We start from the raw sequence: 18,551 nt of genomic DNA, 5'->3' as shown, positions 1-18,551 counted from the left end.
TTGACCGGTGATGCTCACCGGATTCGACGTCGAGACGTCGGCTCGTCGTGCAGGGAGATTGGCGCAGGCACTTTCGATTTGCTCGTTATGGGTTGTTAGAGTGCGTTAGCCCTTGCAAGTCCGCGCGGGTCGAGGCGAATGATGGATGCGTGTTGCAACACCGCGCGACACAACGCCAACAGCGCGCGACGAAGACATCATCGCGCGCCGTCAAGATGAATGCAGCAGATTTTAGGACGGCAGCGTCTGGCCGGCCTGCTCGTGCACGATGTAGTCGGCGTACCAGTCGGCCCAGTTCTCGTCGTGTCCGCCGATCCTCTTCTCGTGCTCGCCATGCGCCACCGCGGCACGGCGCAGGGCCGCGGCAAGGTCGGTCGTCGAAGCGAACGTCGTGCTGCCGCCCGCGATGCGGCCGGGCAATCGTGCGGTGACCTCCTGGAACAGCCAGCCATTGCCGTCGGGATCGCTGAACGATGCGAATGAACTGTAACTGCCGCGCTTCGGGTCGGGACCGTCGACCCGAACACTGCCGAACAGATACGGCTCGTCCGACCCGGCATGAACGTCGCCGCCTCCGTGGAATGGCGCGCTGATCTCGACGCCGCGGTCCAGCAGATCCTGTCGTGCCGCCTCGAGATCGGAGACGATCAGGTACAGGCCGCGCGCCGAGCCGGGCACCGCGGCCGTCACGTTCTTGCCGAAGATCACCGAGCAGGCCGAGCCGGGCGGCGTGAACTGGATCACACGCCAGTCGTTGCCCGAGCTGAAATCGGCGTCCAGCCGCCAGCCGAGGCGCGCGTAGAACGCCTTGGCGCGGTCGACATCGGACACCGGGATCACGACGACTTCGAGCTTCAGATCAACGCCGCGAGACTTGGTGGGCATGGTCGCGGCTTCGCGTTCGATTTCGATGGTGGCCATGTCGAGCTCCTGATGAAATGCGGATTGCAGGCACGTACAATTCTTCAGACAACCGCCGGCACCGCGATGGTCACGCGCGTGCCGCCCTGCCCCGCCTCGCCATGCAGCTTTGCCTGGATGCTGCGGGCGAGCCCTTCGAGGATGCGGCTGCCGGTGCCCTGTAGCGGACCGGTGGCGCCGATGCCGTTGTCAGCCACGGTGCAGAGCCACGCGTCGTCGCGGTCGGCCATGTCGATGCGGATCAGCGCGCCAGATTTGTTCGGAAAGGCGTGCTTTGCCGCATTCGTGACCAGCTCGGTCAGGATCAGCGCGAGCCGATGGCACTGCGCGGCCGGCAATGTGCCTCCTTCGATCGCAGCCTCGCAGCGGATGCCCGCCGGCTCCAGCACGGCTTCGGAGAGCGCGCCGCACAGATTTTCGAAGAAGGGCGCTACGGACACCAATGAGGGGTCATCGTTATCAGACAGAAGCTGGTAGAGCCTGCCGAAGGCGACGATGCGCCGCTCGAGCCGATCCGCCGCCAGCGACACATCATGGCTCCCCGTCCGCGTGAAGTCGCGGCGGACGGACGCACCGAGCAGCGTCAGGGTGTTCTTCATGCGATGGTGGGATTCCCGCAGCACGAGCTCCCAATCACGCGACTGATCATCGAGACTGGCGACGAATTGAGGTCGAACGACATGGTCATTCGCGCGAGCGCCGATACCGGACATCATGGCCTCCCCGTTGAAATGGGATCTAACTCGACAGCCATACTGGATGCGTCGGGCGCGCTTTGCTCGTTAGACGTTGCAAGATTCTGTTATGATCGGCGGTGTCCGCAGGCGCGGGACGGACAGCCCTGCGTCGATGGTCAAGCACGCTGACAAATTGTCACAGTCGCGTGGTAAGCCGCTCGTCTTTAAGCAAAATTTGCAGCGGATAATCGATTGCGCGCGGGCGAGCGCCACGCGATTTCGCCACTTTCGGCCAGTTTACTAAGCGTGTCGATCTGATAGATCAACGTGCAGATTTCAGCCCTCTCATTGGAATGCCTGGCCTGTGCCAGATACGAACGACCAGGATTCGGTCATAGCCTTCGGGCCGTTTCGGCTGTTCGTGAAGTCGCGACTGCTCGAGAAGGACGGCGCCCCGCTTCATCTCGGCGGCCGCGCGCTCGACATCCTGATTTTTCTCGCCGAGCGGGCCGGCGAGGTCGTCGACAAGCGCGAGCTGATCAAGCGCGTCTGGGCCGACCTCAATGTCGACGAAGGCAGCCTGCGTTTCCACATCACGACCTTGCGCAAGGCCTTGGACGATTCCGGCGAGGGCTCTCGCTACGTCGTCAACGTGCCCGGACGCGGCTATTGCTTTGCCGCCCCTCTGCTCCGGCCTGCACCATCGGAGAGCCGGACCGGCAAGTCCCCCGCCTCCGCCCGCTCGCTGCCCGCGCCGCTCGCGAAGATGATCGGGCGGGATGACGCGGTCGAGAAGATTTCCGCCGAGCTTGCGCAGCATCGCTTCGTCACCATCGTCGGCCCGGGCGGAATCGGCAAGACGTCGGTCGCGCTTGCCATCGCGCATGGCAAACTCGCGGCGTTCGAGGGCCAGGTGCGTTTCGTCGATTTCGGCGCGCTGACGGATATCGGGCTCGTTCCCGGGACGATCGCGGCCGCGTTGGGTCTCACCGTCGATTCCGACGACCCCGTGCCAGGCTTGCTGACCTTCCTGCGCTCCAGGCGGATGCTGCTGGTGCTCGACAGTTGCGAGCATATCCTCGACGGGCTCGCTCCTCTGGCCGAGCGCATCATCCAGGACGCGCCGGAGCTGCATATTCTGGCCACCAGCCGCGAATCCCTTCGCACCGAGGGCGAGCGCGTCCATCGGCTGTTTCCGCTGGATTGCCCGCCGCAGCGTGACGGGCTCGGCATCGCCGACATCCTTGCATATCCCGCAAGCCAGCTCTTCGTGGAACGCATCGCCGAGAGCCTGAGCGAATTCGAGCTCAGCGATGAGGATGCGCCGCTCGTCGCCGAGATCTGCCGGCGGCTGGACGGCATCGCGCTTGCGATCGAGCTCGCGGCCGGCCGCGTCAATGCCTACGGCATCGCCGGGACCGCCTCGCTGCTGGATAGCCGCTTCTCGCTGCTGTGGCGGGGACGGCGCACCGCTATTCCGCGCCACCAGACCCTGAGCGCGGCGCTGGCCTGGAGCTACGATTTGCTGCCGCCGGCCGAGAGCGCGACGTTGCGCGGATTGTCGGTCTTCGTCGGCCCGTTCACGCTGGAGGCCGCGCTTGCCGTGGCGGCCTGCCAGGGCATCAGCGAGCCCGAAGCGGTGGAAGCGATTTCGAACCTGCTGTCCAAATCGCTGATCGCGACCTCGCCCGCGGAGCGGCGGCTGCGCTATCGCCTGCTCGACACCACCCGGGCGTTCGTCGCGGACAAGCTCGCCGAGCACGGTGAGACGGCCCGCGTCGCGCGCGCCCACGCCGAATATTTTCGCGATTTCCTGCACGATATCGCGGTCAAATCGACCGGCATGCAGAGCGCAGGCGGCTTTCTTCCCTATTCCGACCATCTGCCCAACGTCCGGGCTGCGCTGACCTGGAGCTTTTCGGGCGGCGGCGACCGCACGATCGCCGTGGATCTGGCGGCTTCGGCCGCGCAATTCTTCCTCGAGCTGACATTGCTGACCGAATGCTTGCGCTGGACCCAGCAGGCGCTGGCGTCACGCGAAACGAGCGCCGTGGACAGCCGCCAGGAGATGGCCTTGCAAGCCGCGCTCGGCGTCTCCGTGATGTTCACGCAGGGCAACACCGAGGCGGTGCGGGCGGCATTCACGCGCAGTCTCGAGCTTGCCCGGCAGCTCGATGACCTGCACTGGCAACTCTGGCTGCTGCGCGGTTTGCACATCTACCTGACCAGGGTCGGAGATTTTCACGGCGCGCTCGGCACCGGTGAACAGGGTGAGAGCGTCGCACGGAAGCTGAACGACCCGGCCGCCACGCTCAACGTGGAATGGATGCTCGGTGTCGCGCATCATCTGATCGGCAACCAGGACAAGGCCGTGCAGTTCTGCGCCAGCGCGATGGTGCATAATCCCGGCTCGCAGCGGCTGAATATCGGGCATCTCGGCTACGACGACCGCATCGTGGCGCTTGTGGCGCTGGCGCGCGGACTGTGGCTCATAGGCCGGCCCGAGCGTGCGATCGAGGCGGCGCGATACACGGTGCGCGAGGCCGAGCTGCTCGAACAGCCGCTTACCCTCGGCATCTCCCTGATCTGGACGATTTATGTGTTCCTCTGGGTCGGCGACTGGGCCAATGCCGAAATCCTGATCGAGCGGCTGATCGATCATTCCGCGCGCCACTTCCTCGGCCCTTATCATGCGGTCGGCATTGGCCAGAAGGGCGAGCTGCTGCTGCGACGCGGCGACGTTGCCGGAGGCATCGCGCACCTTCGCCGTAGCCAGGCCACGCTCTATGCAACGCGGCACCGGATCATGACGACGGTGTTCGCGACGGCGCTTGCGGAAGGTCTCGCCGCCCAAGATCAGCCCGACCAGGCCCTGCAGACCATCAATGAGGCCATTGCCCAGATCCCCGATCATGGCGAATCCTTCGACATGCCGGAGATGCTCAGGATCAAGGGCGATATCCTCGCGAGATTGGGCAACGCCGCGGAGGCCGAGAGCGCCTTGCGCAGATCGCTCGATCTGTCGCGGCGGCAATCCGCGGTCGGCTGGGAGCTCCGCGGGGCGATCAGCCTCGGCCGCATCTGGCAACGGGCGGCCAAGGCCGCCGATGCGCGCGCCCTGCTGACCCCGCTCGTCGCCCGGTACGAGGAAGGCTTCCAGACCCGCGATCTGATCGCCGCCCGGGAGTTGCTGGGCGCCCTGAATTAGGAGCATCTTCAACGGGATACCGCCATCCTGCCCGCTCGCAACTCCTAACAACTTCTAACACGCCAAGCCGCAGAGGCCCCGCCATGGTGGCGACACTGCACGGTGGATATGGCGGGACATGGCGCTTCTTGATGATGTGATCGATGCCAGCGGCGGAATGGCCCGCTGGAATAGCTTCAACCGGTTCACGCTCCACCTTTCCGTAGGCGGAACGCTATTTTCCAACACCGGACATGCCGGGGAATTCAAGGACGTGACGGCAGAGGGCTCGACCCGGACGCAGTCGGTTCGCTTCACCGGCATCACCGGCGGTGAATATTCCGGCTCCTTTCAGCCGGACATGGTCACCATCGAGAGCGTGCATGGTGAAGTCCTGCGAAGCTGGCGCAACCCGAGCCTCGCGTTTGCCGAGGTCGGCTCGCCTGCCCTCGCGGACGAGCTGCATCTCGTCTTCTTCTGCGGCGTGGCAATCTGGAACTACCTGACCAACCCGTTCCTGCTCGGCCACCCGGATGTCGCGGTGGAAGAGCTGCCGCCATGGCAGGAGGGTCAGGAAACGTGGCGGCGGATGCGGGCGCGCTTCCCCTCTCACATCATCACGCTCGCGCCGGAACAGACCTTCTATTTCGATGAGAGCGCCCTACAGCGGCGCACGGATCACGATCTCTTCGGGATGAAGGTCGCACACACCTCCTGGGCCCATGACAGCTTCGGCGGCATCGTGGTGCCGACGCTTCGACGCATTCAGACATCGCGGCCAGATGGAACCGTGATCGCCAGGCCAGTGCTCATGGACGTCGAGATCTTCGACGCCGTCTTCGAATGACGCGAGACACGCGAGCCTGACGCCGGCCCGCCGCTCTCAACGTCTAACAATACATAACGAGCCAACAGACGACCCTGGGTGCAGGTTGCGTTCACGAGCATCGAACGAGCTGCTCGCACGAGACAAGCCGACGCATCTCCAGACCGGAACGCGTCATCCAACGAACGCACTCAAGGGAGACGATCATGAAAGTACTGATGGTTCTCACGTCCCACGATCAACTCGGCAACACCGGACGCAAGACGGGCTTCTGGCTCGAAGAGCTTGCCGCCCCCTATTATGTCTTCAAGGACGCCGGCGCGGAGATCACGCTGGTGTCACCCAAGGGCGGCCGTCCGCCGCTCGACCCCAAGAGCAACGAACCCGAGTTCCGCACCGACCTGACGTTGCGCTTCGAGAAGGACAGGGCTGCGGAAGCGCAGCTCGACAAGACGCTTCGCCTCGACAGCGTCAGGCAGGAGGAGTTCGACACGCTGTTCTATCCTGGAGGCCATGGCCCGATGTGGGACCTCGCCGAAGACCCGAACTCCGTCAAGCTGATCGAATCGTTCTTTGCAGCCGGCAAGCATGTCGCGATCGTCTGTCACTCCCCGGCCGCGCTGCGCCACGTCAAGACGCCTGACGGCAAGCCGCTGGTGCAGGGCAAGGAGGTGACCGGCTTCACCAATGGCGAGGAGGAGGAAGTCGGCCTCACCAAGGTGGTGCCGTTCCTGGTCGAGGACGAGATGCTGCGCCTCGGCGCCACCTTCTCGAAAAAGGCCAATTGGGTTCCCCACGTCGTCAGCGATGGCCTGCTGATCACGGGCCAGAATCCGCACTCCTCAGGTCCGGCCGCGCAGGCGCTGCTGGCGGCTGTCAAGGGCAAGCCGATGGCGAAGGCTTCGTAAGCTCTGGCCGCGGACGTCTCGGGAGGCGTCGTTGCCGGCGTCTCCCGACAGCGAATTCTTCTCTGGAGAGGACACAGTCATGGATCTGCCTACCCATTCGAATGTCACCAAATCGGCGCTGCGCGAATCGGTCAGCGCAAGCTCGATCGAAATGAAGATCGAGGTCGTCGTCCTTCCCGTCTCGGACGTCGAGCGCGCCAAGCGCTTCTATGCCGACCTCGGTTGGAGGCTCGACATCGACTACGCCGGCAAGGACAATTACCGGGTGATCCAGTTCACGCCACCGGGCTCTGGATGTTCGGTGATTTTTGGCAGCAACGTAACCATGGCGGCGCCCGGTTCGGTGAAGGGGCTGCATCTGATCGTTTCCGACATCGAGGCCGCATGTGACGATCTGCGCCGGCGCGGCATCGCAGTCAGTGAGCCGTTCCACGATCCCGGCGGCATATTCCACCACGCCAGCGCGACCCATCTCGCCGCCGGCCCCAATCCGCAGCGGAAGAGCTACGCGTCCTATGCCTCGTTCAGCGATCCCGACGGCAACGGCTGGGTGTTCCAGGAAATCACGGCGCGACTGACCGGACATATCGAGGAGGGCGACGACAGCTTTACACCCGAACTCACCGAGGTGGTTCGGCGGGCGGAAGCGGCTGCGCGCGGAGGCGATGGCCGGGCTGCGGCGTGACATCGGAGTGACGACATGAACATCCCAGCCATCCTTGGGCTCTCGGCCGCGCTGGCCTGCGCAATCGTGCCAGCCTCGGCGCAGGAGTTGAGGTCGAGCCGCCGCTCGATCAGCTATCACACCGTCGATGTCGGCGGGCTCAAGATTTTCTACCGTGAAGCCGGCCCTGCCGATGCGCCGGCCGTGCTACTGCTGCACGGCTTTCCGTCCTCGTCACGGATGTGGGAGCCTCTGCTGCCGCTGCTCGCCGACAAATATCACGTGATCGCACCGGATTATCCCGGCTTCGGCAATAGCAGCGCGCCGCCGCCATCCGCATTCAGCTACACGTTCGACAACATCGCGAGCGTCATCGGCGAGCTCACAACGAAGCTCGGGCTCGGCAAGTATGTCCTGTTCATGCAGGACTATGGCGGCCCTGTCGGCTTCCGCATGGCGCTGGCGCACCCCGAGCGCGTCCGCGGCATCATCATCCAGAACGCGGTGTCGCATGAACAGGGCTTGAGCCCGCTCTGGGACGCGCGCCGCAAATATTGGGCCGACCCGGCAAACGAGCTCGAGGCGCTGAAGGCCAACTTCACCTCGCTGGAGGCCACTCGGCTGCGGCATATCGGCACCAGCCCGCATCCGGAACGCTACGATCCCGACAGCTGGATGGACGAATACGCGTTTTTGACGCGTCCCGGCCAGGCCGAGATCCAGACCACGCTATTCCTGGATTACCGGACCAACGTTGGCTCCTATCCCAAATGGCAGGAGTGGCTGCGCACGACGCAGCCGGCGATGCTGGTCGTGTGGGGCAAATACGATCCGTCCTTCACGGTTGCCGGCGCCACGGCCTATCGGGCCGACGTGCCTGATGCCGAGGTGCACCTGCTCGACGCCGGCCACTTCGCGCTGGATGAAGCCACCGACGAGATCGCCCGGCTCGTCCGCGACTTTCTTGCGCGGCTGGATGCACACAAGGGCTGACCCGCCGCTTCGAGCGATCAGGCCGACTGATCCAGCATCAGCCGGGCCGCCCTGAGATCGGCGGTCTCATAGCCTTCGGAGAAGCGGGCGTAGGTGCTGGCGAGCTGTTCGAGCGGATCAGGCAGACCCTGCCGCTTCCGAAGCCGTACCAGCGACATTTCGGTGCGCAGCCGCCAGGACAATGCGCCCTGGCGTTCGGCGAGCCCTGCCGAAGCGACCAGACTGGCCTCGGCCGCTTCGAGAGCACCACGATGGGCCTCGAGCTCGCCGCGCACACGGAGCAGCTCCGGCATGTCGAAGGCGCCGCCTTCCTGCTTGAGCCGCGCTATGGTCTCGTGCAGGACCTCGCCGGCTTCCGGCAGCCGTCCCAGGGCGACCAGCCCCTGGGCGAGATCCGCGGCGAACGCCGATGCATAGAGCTCGTAGCGGTCGGCGTGCAGACGTGGAAGCGCGCTCCGTAACAACTCGACACCGCCCGTCGCCTCGCCGCGCGCAATCATGGCCTGCGCCCGAAAGCCGGCCGCGACCGCTTCGTAAGGCACGAGCCCGTGCATGTTCGCATGCGCTGTCAGGCGGGCGGTCATTGTCTCGACGGCAGACCAGTCGCCGACCCATCCGAACACCGAGGCGGACCAGCAGAGAGCGATACAATGCATGACCACGTCGCGCGGCGCTGACGCGCCGACGAGCGGACGGACGCAGTCGAGCGCGCGGTCGGGATATCCGCGCAGCCACAACACGCGCGCGAGCGGGATCTGCGGCGTACGCGCATAGGCGAAATGTCCTGGCTCTGTTCCACGCAGAGCCGCGTCGTCGCGCACACCCTCGTCGAGATGGGCTTGCGCCTCGGCCTGGTCCCCGGCGAGATGATAGGACACGCCGAGAAGCGCCTTGCTGCCGGCAATCCCTGCGGTGTCGCCGATCAGGCGGGCGATCCGCTCGGCGTGAAGCGCCGTCGGCACCAGATGCCGGTAACCGCCGGTCCGGCGGTAGAACATGTTCAGCCGCGACAGCAGCCGGAACGTGTTGGCGTGGTCGCCCAGCGCCTCAGCAATCTCCAGCCCGCGCCTCAGCGCCGCCTCGGCCTGCGCGCTGTTGCGCTCGGTGAACATGAAGGCGTGACCGAGCGTCGACTGGAGCTCCAGCTCCCACCTGCCGCCCCGGCTGGCACCGTCGAGAACTGCGAGAGCGCGATCGGACCAGATGCGCGCCTCGTTCAACAGATTGAGTTCGACGAACAGCCTTGCGCAGCTGCCGGCGAGCGGCACGCGCAGATCGGCGCCCTCGTCGTTGGCGAAGCTCCATTCCAGCGCGGCACGCGCGTCGGCGAGCAAGCCCGCCCGCTCCTGCAGGCGCGACGCCTGGCCGCCCCCGCCCTCGCTCATGCCGGCTTCGAGCGTTCGTTGCACGAACAGGGCATGACGCCGCGCGCTCGCATTCGCCTCGCCGCCATCGATCAGCTTCTGCATGGCGTAGGCACGCGTCACATCCAGCAGGCGATAGCGCCGCGATGCGCCATCCGGCTGCGAGGACACCAGCGACTTGGCCACGAGCAGCTCCAGGGCGTGGGCGACGCGATCCTGCGGCATCTTGTCGTCCGTGGCCACCGCTATCGCGCCCTTCAGCGTGAAGGAACCTGCGAAGACGGCGAGCCGTTGAAACACGACACGCTCGCTCTCGCCGATCAGACCAAAGCTCCAGTCGAGCGTGGCGCCGAGCGTCTGCTGCCGCAGGGGCGCCGTTCTCCGCCCGCGCCATTCGAGCTGCGGATGGCTGTCGAGCAGCGCGGCCATCTCGCGCAGTCCGTAAAGTCCGACGCGCGCGGCGGCAAGCTCGATCGCGAGCGCAATGCCGTCGAGCTTGCCGCAGATCCGGGCCAGGACCTCCGCATCCTCCTCCGTAATCTCCTCCCGATGGCCCGCCGCGACCGCGCGATCCACGAACAGGCGCGCGGCGGGATAACTCAGCACCTCCTCGGCGCTGAGGCGGGCGTCCTTGGGCGGACCGGGCAGCGGCACCAGATCTTGGATTTGCTCGCCTTCCACCCGCAGCGACTCGCGACTGGTTGCGAGGATGGCGACGCCGGGCGCCTCGCGGTAGATGTCTTCGGCGAGGCGCGCGACCTCATCGATGACGTGCTCGCAGCTGTCGAGCACGAGAAGCAGCCGCCGTCCCCGCAGAAAATTGAGAATGCTGCCCGAGGGATCGTTGTGGTGCACGACAAGTCCGAGCGCGGCGGCGACCGTGCTCGAAACCAGGGCGGCGTCCTTCAACGGCCCGAATTCGAGAAAATGCACGTTGCCATCGAACGTGTCGTACATCTCGTGCGCAAGGGCGGTCGCAATCGTGGTTTTGCCGATGCCGCCCGGCCCACGCAGCGTGACAAAACGATCGCGGAGCAGCCGCCGCACCAGCTCGGCCACAAGCTCGTCCCGCCCGATCATCCGGTCCAGCCGATGCGGCAGGGCCGGCGGCGCTGCTCTGTCAGGCACTGCCGAGACCGGCGCGGGCACCTCCGCGCGGTCGCCATGCCGCACGGGCGCGACAAAGCAATAGCCCCGGCCCGGAATGCTGGTGATGTAGCGGGTACCGTCCTTGCCGTCGCCGAGCGCCTTGCGCAGCTCCACGACATTGACCCGCAGATTGATCTCTTCGACGGCGAGGCCGGACCACGCGTAGCTGAGAAGCTCGCTCTTCGGCACCACCTCGCCGGCACGGCTGACGAGCAGGCGCAGGATATCGATTGCGCGGCTGCCGAGCTTGACCGGCACGCCATCCTTCTCCAGCAGCCGCGAGCGCAGCAAAAACGGCCCGAACGAAACGGTGCCGAGATCAAGGATCGTGCCAGCCGCGCCGCTGCGGGCGCCATGTCCTGCCGAGAGCTCGGTCACATTCCGCTCAACTTGACGAAGGCTTCATCGAAACGCGGGGCGAATATACAAGGCGACGATGCCAGGTCCAGTGAGGCGCGGCAGGGATCTCACACCGGCGTCGATCGAACCATGCTCTCCTAAGACCGGTCCGGTGCACGCAAATGTCTGACAAATTTGACACAATCAAAGCCCGCGGCGGGCTGTCGCACCGTGCGCGCGCACAAAATCTAACACTTCTTAATCACCACTAACGGGCGTCCTGGCTAACTCACGCCTATCCTCCGAGCATGGAAAGCATTGAGTTTGCGCGTTTGCCGGTCATCGCAAACAGCCGCAAAAGCCAGAAGAGGACGAGCGATGTCGAACAATTTGCACGCGGCGCATGCCTGGATCGATCTTTCGGCCGGCGCGCGGGATCACGAAGTTCTTCGCCCAACAAGGGTCATCATCCGGGAGAGCCAACGCACGGAACCGGAGTCGCCGCGCGTGCGGGTCAATGCCTTGCCGAAATGGCGGCTGCGGCGTGTCGAGCAATACATCGCCGATCATTTCGACCGCTGCATCAGCCTGTCCGAGCTCGCCAATGTTGCCGGCCTGTCCAGGATGCATTTTGCGGCACAGTTCCGCGCCGCGACCGGCTACCGTCCCCGCGAATATCTGCTGCATCACCGAACCGAGCACGCCAAGATGCTGCTCGCCACCACCGAGCGTCCATTGGCGCAGATCGCGCTGGCCGTGGGCTTCAGCACACAGGCGCATTTCTCGACCGTGTTCAAGCGCATCAGCGGCGAGTCTCCGGCACGCTGGCGCCTTGCCAGCAAGGGCAAAAGGCTCGCGCTCGAGGCGCCTGCACCGCGTCGTCCTTCCCCGGAGAGGAATTGGATCGCCAGCGCCGCCGCATGATCGATCTACCCGGCTCGCGCCCCTCCTCCGGGCCCTGCGAGCCTCTCGGGGCCGTCCTGCGCCCACACAGGATGGCCCCTTCTTTCCTGGTCCGCGATGCGTTACGTCCGCGGCACGAAGCGTAACACCAGCGCCCTACACGGGATCGAACGCCCGGATCGGCGGCAGATTGCCTGAAAACTTCTCCACCTCGACCGTCGTCAGCTGACCGGTGCAGCCCTGCGCCAGGGATGAGGTGCCGATGTCACGGGTAAGCACATTGGGATTGCCGTGAACGCAGAGCGGCGCCTCGTCCTCGGGGTCCATCGGATCGTACCAGGCGCCGGTCGGAAGCTGCACCACGCCGGGCGCAATGCCATCGGTGACGTGAACAGCGGCAAGGCAGGCGCCGCGCTCGTTGAACAGGCGGATGATGTCGCCATCCCTGATGCCGCGCGCCTCCGCATCGACCGGGTTCATGCGCGCGACCTCGCGGCCGCGATGCTTCGCGGCGAGCGAATGGCCGCCGAAATCGAGCTGGCTGTGCAGGCGCGTCGCCGGTTGGTTGGCGACAAGGAAGCACGGCGAGCCGGGCCTCGGCCTGTCGGTCTTGTCGAGCCAGACCGGGTGTCCCGGACAATCCGCATCGCCGTGCCCGGCGATCTTCGCCGAGAAGATCTCGATGCGGCCGCTCGGCGTCGGCAGGGCGTGACTGACGGGGTCCTCGCGGAAGCGGCGCAGCCGGCCGCCGTCGTCGGGCTGCTGCGGCACGACCAGGCTGCCGCGCGCCCAGAATTCGTCGAAGGTCGGCGCCTCCAGGCCGCGCTTGGCGAGCGAGACGCGGGTCGGCTCGTAGATATGCTCCAGCCATTGCCGCGACGTGCGGCCCTCGGTGAAGGGTTCGCGGGCTCCCAGGCGTTCGGCGAGATCGGCGAAGATGTCGTAATCGTCGCGTGCAAGCCCGAACGGCTCGGCGATCCGGTGCATTGCGACCATCAGGGGATCGTTGGTGGAGTAGCCGATGTCCTCACGCTCGAGCGTCATGGTCGCAGGCAGCACGATGTCCGCGTGCCTTGCCGTAGCGGTCCAGGCCAGCTCGTGCACGACGAACGTATCGAGTTGCGCAAAGGCCTTGCGCAGGCGGTTGATGTCCTGGTGATGATGGAAGGGATTGCCACCGGCCCAGTAGACCAGGCGGATGTCCGGATAGGTGCGTGTCTCGCCATTGTAGCGATAGGTGGTGCCGGGCTTGAGCAGCATGTCGGCGATGCGCGCCACCGGAATGAAATCGGCGACGCCGTTGCGGCCCTGCCCGAGCGTCGGCCCCGGCACGTCGTTGACGCGGCGGCCGTAATAGCCGATCGCACCCAGCGAATAGGCGTAGCCCCCGCCGGGCAGGCCGATCTGGCCGAGCGCGGCCGCGAGCACCATGCCCATCCACACCGGCTGCTCGCCATGCTCGGCGCGCTGCAGCGAATGCGAGACGGTGATCAGCGCGCGCTTTCTGGCAAGCCGCCGCGCCAGCTGCCGGATGGTGTCGGCCGCACCCCCTGAAATCGCCGCAGCCCATTCGGCATGCTTGACCTGGCCGTCGCTCTCGCCGGTGAGATAGTGCAGAAAGACGGGCCAGCCTTCCGTGTAGCGATCGAGGAAGGCCTGATCGTGCAGACCTTCGCTGACCAGCGTATGGACGATGCCGAGCATCAGTGCGGTGTCGGTGCCGGGCACGCAGCTCATCCATTCGGCACCGGCTTCCACCGGAAGATCGTCGCGCAGCGGGCTGACCAGGACGAAATCGCAACCGCGTCGGCGCGCAGCCGCCATGGCGCCACGCTCGACGTGCTTGCTGATGGAGCCGCCGGCCACCATGGAGTTCTTGAGCGCCATGCCGCCGAAGGCCAGCACGATCTCGGTTTCGGCCGCGATCTGCTCCCAGGTGACGTTGCGCTTGGTGATGTCCTCATAGCCTGCCAGAATCTGCGGCAGCAGCACCGAGGACGCGCCCGAGGAATAGGTGTTCACCGAGCGCACATAGCCGCCCATTGCGATGTTCAGGAAGCGATGCACCTGGCTCTGGGCGTGATGAAAGCGCCCGGCGCTCGACCAGCCGTAGGAGCCGCCGAATACGGCGCTGGGGCCGCGCGTGTCGCGGATGCGGCCGAGCTCGTCGCCGAGTAGATCGAGGGCCTTCTCCCAGCTGACCGAGACGAACTCGTCGCGGCCGCGGCGATTGTCGGGGCCCGGCCCGCGCTCGAGCCAGCCGCGCCGGATCGCCGGCTGGGCGATGCGCGCCTGGTGGCGAAGCGCGCCGGGGAAATTGTCGATGATGCCGTTCGGATCGGGATCGCCCGCATAGGCCCGGACCTCGAGGCCAGCCGCGCCCTGGCGCGCGGAAAACACGCCCCAATGCGAGGTGTGGGGCCTGAAGCCATCCGACAGGTCGAGACCAGGGTCGGGAAAGCCAATCGAATCGTCCATCGTCTGATCCTTGTTCCGGTATGCGGCGGCAGTATACCGATCCAAGCCGGGATGTCGTCGAGATCAGCGCCGCAGAAACGCCGGGCTGTCGTGCGCGCAGAGCTGGCTGGCAATCCGTCGCCAGACTATGCAGCGGCGATTCGCAGACAAAGCGCCAAGAATGTGCGATATGCCGCTCCTCTCACAGCGACACGGACACCTCATGATCAAACGCATCTCGCCGTACGAAGGTCTGCTCCACGAAGTGGTCGAGCACAATGGCGTGCTCTATATCGGCGGCATCGTCCCGGAGGACACCAGCCTCGACATGTCGGGCCAGGCTAAGGACGTTCTCGGCCAATTGACGCAGCTCTTGAAGACCCTCGGCTCCGATCCAGCCAACGTCTTGCAGGTGACGATCTACATGACCGACCTCAAGGAGAAGGCTGAATTCAACGCGGCCTGGAAAGCGAACTTTGCGGAAGCTCATCTGCCGGCGCGCGCCGCCATCGGCGTGGCCGATCTCGGTCCGGGCGTCAAGCTCGAGATGACCGCCATTGCCGCCCGGCAATAGGCGGCATCATCCACGGGCGCAGCAATCGACCAGCAGCTGCCAGATCCGCTGCGCCTCGTCCCTCTCGCGTCCCTCCGGCACTTTGTCGGCACTGGACCGACCATTCCCGACCGTGGTCTCGCGAGGCACGATCCATCGCTCCGAGATCGGGTCGTACCATTTTCCGATGTTCAGCTCAGTCAAGACGATCAACTCACAGATTTGATCAACGGTCCGCGATGCGCCTGCCGCGGCTTCCGTTGAGCCATTCGACGACGCGCCACTCAATTTACCAATCATGAGCTCGCACGATCGTTCCGCTCCGCGGCATCATCCTGGCCTCGCAGGATGCAGCGTGCGCGGGTGCCGCTCGTGCAGCAGCCGTGCGAGCTCCTCGCGTTCGGTTGCGCGTCCCTTCATGGCAGTCTCGAACAGCGCTTCCTGGATGTCGCGCGGCATGTCGCCCCACACCTCCATTGCGGCGCGTCCGAGCAGGCCCGCAAGATGATCAATTCCGTCGCTCATTCGACTCTCCTGGTCTGCACACGGAAATGGAACAGCTGCGGCCGCGCAGCGTTCCAGTGTCATCATTGTGAAAAGGAGGCGTCTTTTATGGGATTCTTCACCAAGGATATCAAATCGATGGAAGACCTGCTGCTGCATGGGCTGCAGGACATCTATTACGCGGAGCAGCAGATCCTGAAGGCGCTGCCCAAGATGATCGACAAGGCCAGCAACAGGGATCTGGTCGCCGGGTTGAAAGCTCATCTGGAGGAGACCAACAAGCAGGTCGAGCGGCTCGACAAGTGTTCGCCAAGCTTAGCAAGGAGCCCAGCGGCACGCAGTGCCCGGCCATTGACGGTCTCATCGAGGAAGCCGACGCGACTGCCGGCGAGATCGAGGACAAGGCCGTGCTCGATGCCGCGATCGTGGCCAATGCGCAGGCCGTGGAGCATTACGAAATGTGCCGCTACGGCACGCTGATCGCCTGGGCGGAAGAGCTCGGCCATGACGATATCGTGCGTTTCCTCACGACCAATCTGAATGAAGAGAAGGCCGCCAACACCAAGCTGAACACCGTGGCGCTTCGCAAGGGCGTCAACGCCAAGGCGTCCAACGCGGCCTGATCGAGATCTGATTTTCGAATGTGGCGGCCTCGGCATCCGATGCCGCCACGGTGCGCGTGCTCTCGGCGTCGCGGACGCCGTTCGATCAGATGAAGGGCTTTCCGCCCGTGACGGCCAACGTGGCCCCTGATGTGTAGCTCGAGAGCGGGTCGGCCAGCATGACATAGGCAGTGGCGAGCTCGGCCGGCTGGCCGGCGCGCTGCATCGGGACCTGCTTGCCGAAGTTCTTGACCCTTTCCTCCGACATGGTCGAGGGGATCAGCGGCGTCCAGATCGGCCCCGGGGCAACGGCGTTGACCCGAATGCCCTTCTCGGCCAGCATCTGCGCGAGCCCGCCGGTGAAATTCTGAATGGCGCCCTTGGTCGTGGCGTAGGCCAGGAGACTTGGGTTCGGCATGTCCGAGTTCACCGACGCCGTGTTGATGATCGCCGCGCCCGGCTTCATATGGGGGACGGCTGCCTTGGTCAGAAAGAACATGGCGTGGATGTTGGTTGCGAACGTGCGCTGCCACTCCTCATCGCTGATGTCCCCGATCTCCTTGAACGTGGCCTGATGCGCCGCATTGTTGACGAGGATGTCGATGCCGCCAAGCTCCTCGACGGTGCGGCGTACGACGGACCGGCAGTGATCGGAATTGCTGATATCGCCTGACATCAGAACCGCCTTGCGTCCCTCCCGCTCGACCAGCGCCTTGACCTCGGCTGCATCCTCGTCCTCGTTCAGATAGGCGATGGCGATATCCGCGCCTTCGCGGGCATAGGCGATCGCGACCGCCCGGCCGATGCCGCTGTCACCTCCGGTGATGAGCGCCTTCTTTCCGGCCAGACGACCCGAGCCCCTGTAGCTCTCCTCGCCATGATCGGGACGTGGATTCATCGCACGCGTCGAACCGGGCATCGGCTGCTGCTGCGAAGGATAAGGCGGCTTCGGGTATTCGATCATGGACGACTCCAGCAATTTGCTCCGCTAACGGAGCCCCGCCGGAAGTGTTCCTGTAGCCGCGCTGCTGCACCGCAGAACCATTTGCGCCGCAGCATTCAAAAATGAGACTGCCCGTCAAGCCCGACGAGGTACCCACGCGTGCAGCGCATCCGACTTCGGATAGCCTTCCTTCAAAGCTGCGGGCCTTCGAAGGCCACGGGCAGCCGCGCCGGCCCGGTGCGGCAATAAATCAACGACACAGGGAGGAGCACAATGTCGAAATGCGGTGTGGGACTGCTGGCGCTGAGCAGCCTGTTTCTTTCAGGCGCGGCGATCGCCCAGGAAAAAATCAAGGTCGGCGTGACCGCCACCCTCGAAGGCACCTACACGGTGCTCGGCGAGGACGGCATGCGCGGCCACCAGACCGCGCTCAACGTGCTGGGCAAGAAGGTCGGCGACAAGGAGCTCGAATTCATCGTCGCCTCGACGGACGCGACGCCGGACTCCGCGGTGCGCGCCGTGCGCAAGCTGATCGAGCAGGACAAGGTGCAGATCCTGCTATCGCCGCTCTCCGGCGACGAGGGCATTGCTGTGAAGAATTTCGCGAAGACCCATCCCGAGCTGACCTTCATCAACGCGGCATCGGGCGCGCAGGAGACCACCTATGTCGATCCTGCCCCCAACTTCTTCCGTTACAACATGGACGGCGCGCAGTGGCAGGTGGGCCTCGGCAAATACGCCTATGAGGAAAAGAAATATCGCAAGATCGCAACCGTCGGCGAGGACTATTCCTTCATCTACACCCAGGTGTTCGGCCTCGTACTCGAATTTTGCGGCATGGGCGGACAAGTGACCAACCGGCAGTGGGTGCCGCTCGGCACCAAGGATTTCGCCTCGGTGATCGCCGCGCTGCCCGACGACGTCGATGCCATCTATCTCGGCCTCGGCGGCGCCGACGCCGTCAACTTCCTCAACCAGTATCAGCAGGCCGGCGGCAAGGCGCATCTGATGGGCGGCTCCATCATGATCGACCAGACCATCCTGTCGTCCAAGGGCAACGCCAAGAACGCCTTGATCGGCACCATCGCCGCAAGCGGCCAGGCCGACACCTGGGAGGACCCGGGCTGGCAGAAATTCGTGAAGGCCTATCAGGACGCCTTCCCGCCCAACAAGCGCTTCCCGAGCCCCTCGCTGCTGGCGACCAACTACTATGATTCAACCATGGCGCTGATCCTCGCCCTGCGTCAGGTCAATGGCGATCTCTCCAACAACCAAGCGAAATTCAAGGAAGCACTGGCCAAGATCGAGCTCGATGCGCCGAACGGCAAGATCAAGCTCGATTCCAACCGCCAGGCGATTGGAACCAACTTCGTCACCGAGGTCGTCGACGACGGCAAGGGCGCGCTGTTCAGCAAGGTGGTGAAGGTGATCCCAAACGTCAATCAGACCCTCGGCTATGATCCGGCCGTGTTCGCGAAGATCGGGCTGCCGAGCCGTACCGTGCCGGAATGTAAGAAATACTGACGCATCACGGCCACAAAGATGGCTCCGGGGAGCGACT

Annotated in this window: 14 protein-coding genes and 2 pseudogenes; 9 read left to right on the top strand and 7 right to left on the bottom strand. The window is 65.0% G+C overall.

Annotated elements, in window-relative coordinates:
* Positions 1-231: 231 nt before the first annotated feature.
* Together P6U31_RS11355 and P6U31_RS11350 are read right to left on the bottom strand one after the other, a co-directional pair.
* On the bottom strand, positions 232-921 hold the full coding sequence (locus tag P6U31_RS11355; protein ID WP_407188385.1) for a VOC family protein: 690 nt from the start codon (positions 919-921) through the stop codon (positions 232-234).
* Positions 922-965: 44 nt separating this feature from the next.
* Positions 966-1,634, bottom strand: a complete 669-nt coding sequence (locus tag P6U31_RS11350) for a sensor histidine kinase (RefSeq protein ID WP_407188384.1) — start codon at positions 1,632-1,634, stop codon at positions 966-968.
* A gap of 328 nt (positions 1,635-1,962) precedes the next feature.
* Here P6U31_RS11350 and P6U31_RS11345 point away from each other — a divergent pair, with 328 nt between their 5' ends.
* From P6U31_RS11345 to P6U31_RS11325, 5 genes are all read left to right on the top strand, one after another.
* A complete protein-coding gene (locus tag P6U31_RS11345) occupies positions 1,963-4,806 on the top strand; it encodes an ATP-binding protein (protein ID WP_407188383.1) in 2,844 nt (947 codons plus the stop codon).
* Between the two features lie 118 nt (positions 4,807-4,924).
* Positions 4,925-5,632: a hypothetical protein gene (locus tag P6U31_RS11340; protein ID WP_407188381.1), complete on the top strand. Its 708-nt coding sequence runs from the start codon at positions 4,925-4,927 to the stop codon at positions 5,630-5,632.
* Positions 5,633-5,817: 185 nt separating this feature from the next.
* Positions 5,818-6,519 carry a type 1 glutamine amidotransferase domain-containing protein gene (locus P6U31_RS11335; protein WP_407188380.1) on the top strand — a complete coding sequence of 234 codons (702 nt, stop codon included), beginning with the start codon at positions 5,818-5,820 and terminating at the stop codon, positions 6,517-6,519.
* Between the two features lie 79 nt (positions 6,520-6,598).
* The gene (locus P6U31_RS11330) at positions 6,599-7,204 is read left to right on the top strand and encodes a VOC family protein (protein WP_407188379.1); all 606 of its coding nucleotides are present in this window, start codon (positions 6,599-6,601) and stop codon (positions 7,202-7,204) included.
* Positions 7,205-7,219: 15 nt separating this feature from the next.
* A complete protein-coding gene (locus P6U31_RS11325) occupies positions 7,220-8,176 on the top strand; it encodes an alpha/beta fold hydrolase (RefSeq protein WP_407188378.1) in 957 nt (318 codons plus the stop codon).
* A 17-nt stretch (positions 8,177-8,193) separates the two neighbouring features.
* Here the strand turns inward: P6U31_RS11325 and P6U31_RS11320 are convergent, their stop codons facing one another.
* Entirely contained in the window at positions 8,194-11,067 is a 2,874-nt protein-coding gene (locus P6U31_RS11320; RefSeq protein WP_407188377.1) for an ATP-binding protein, read from the bottom strand.
* 447 nt (positions 11,068-11,514) lie between these two features.
* Between P6U31_RS11320 and P6U31_RS11315 the strand changes: the two are divergent.
* Positions 11,515-11,952, top strand: a pseudogene (locus P6U31_RS11315) (helix-turn-helix domain-containing protein); the annotation flags it as partial.
* 135 nt (positions 11,953-12,087) lie between these two features.
* On the opposite strand, the gene P6U31_RS11310 reads toward P6U31_RS11315, so the two are convergent.
* Entirely contained in the window at positions 12,088-14,409 is a 2,322-nt protein-coding gene (locus P6U31_RS11310; protein WP_407188375.1) for a molybdopterin guanine dinucleotide-containing S/N-oxide reductase, read from the bottom strand.
* Between the two features lie 202 nt (positions 14,410-14,611).
* On the opposite strand from P6U31_RS11310, the gene P6U31_RS11305 reads away from it, so the two are divergent.
* Positions 14,612-14,962 carry a RidA family protein gene (locus tag P6U31_RS11305; RefSeq protein ID WP_407188374.1) on the top strand — a complete coding sequence of 117 codons (351 nt, stop codon included), beginning with the start codon at positions 14,612-14,614 and terminating at the stop codon, positions 14,960-14,962.
* A gap of 6 nt (positions 14,963-14,968) precedes the next feature.
* Here P6U31_RS11305 and P6U31_RS11300 read toward each other — a convergent pair whose 3' ends face one another.
* On the bottom strand, positions 14,969-15,241 hold the full coding sequence (locus tag P6U31_RS11300; RefSeq protein ID WP_407188373.1) for a hypothetical protein: 273 nt from the start codon (positions 15,239-15,241) through the stop codon (positions 14,969-14,971).
* Positions 15,242-15,271: 30 nt separating this feature from the next.
* Positions 15,272-15,466: a hypothetical protein gene (locus P6U31_RS11295; protein ID WP_407188371.1), complete on the bottom strand. Its 195-nt coding sequence runs from the start codon at positions 15,464-15,466 to the stop codon at positions 15,272-15,274.
* On the opposite strand from P6U31_RS11295, the pseudogene P6U31_RS11290 reads away from it, so the two are divergent.
* A pseudogene (locus P6U31_RS11290) lies at positions 15,446-16,068 on the top strand (ferritin-like domain-containing protein). The gene P6U31_RS11295 and the pseudogene P6U31_RS11290 sit on opposite strands and share 21 nt — an antisense overlap.
* Positions 16,069-16,153: 85 nt before the next feature.
* Here the strand turns inward: P6U31_RS11290 and P6U31_RS11285 are convergent.
* A complete protein-coding gene (locus tag P6U31_RS11285) occupies positions 16,154-17,011 on the bottom strand; it encodes an SDR family oxidoreductase (RefSeq protein WP_407188370.1) in 858 nt (285 codons plus the stop codon).
* A gap of 252 nt (positions 17,012-17,263) precedes the next feature.
* Here P6U31_RS11285 and P6U31_RS11280 point away from each other — a divergent pair, with 252 nt between their 5' ends.
* Positions 17,264-18,514, top strand: a complete 1,251-nt coding sequence (locus P6U31_RS11280; RefSeq protein WP_407188369.1) for an ABC transporter substrate-binding protein — start codon at positions 17,264-17,266, stop codon at positions 18,512-18,514.
* Positions 18,515-18,551 lie beyond the last annotated feature (37 nt).

The organism is Bradyrhizobium centrosematis, from assembly GCF_045571495.1.
Classification (GTDB): Bacteria; Pseudomonadota; Alphaproteobacteria; order Rhizobiales; family Xanthobacteraceae; genus Bradyrhizobium; species Bradyrhizobium centrosematis.
This window is presented reverse-complemented; position numbering and strand designations above follow the sequence as displayed.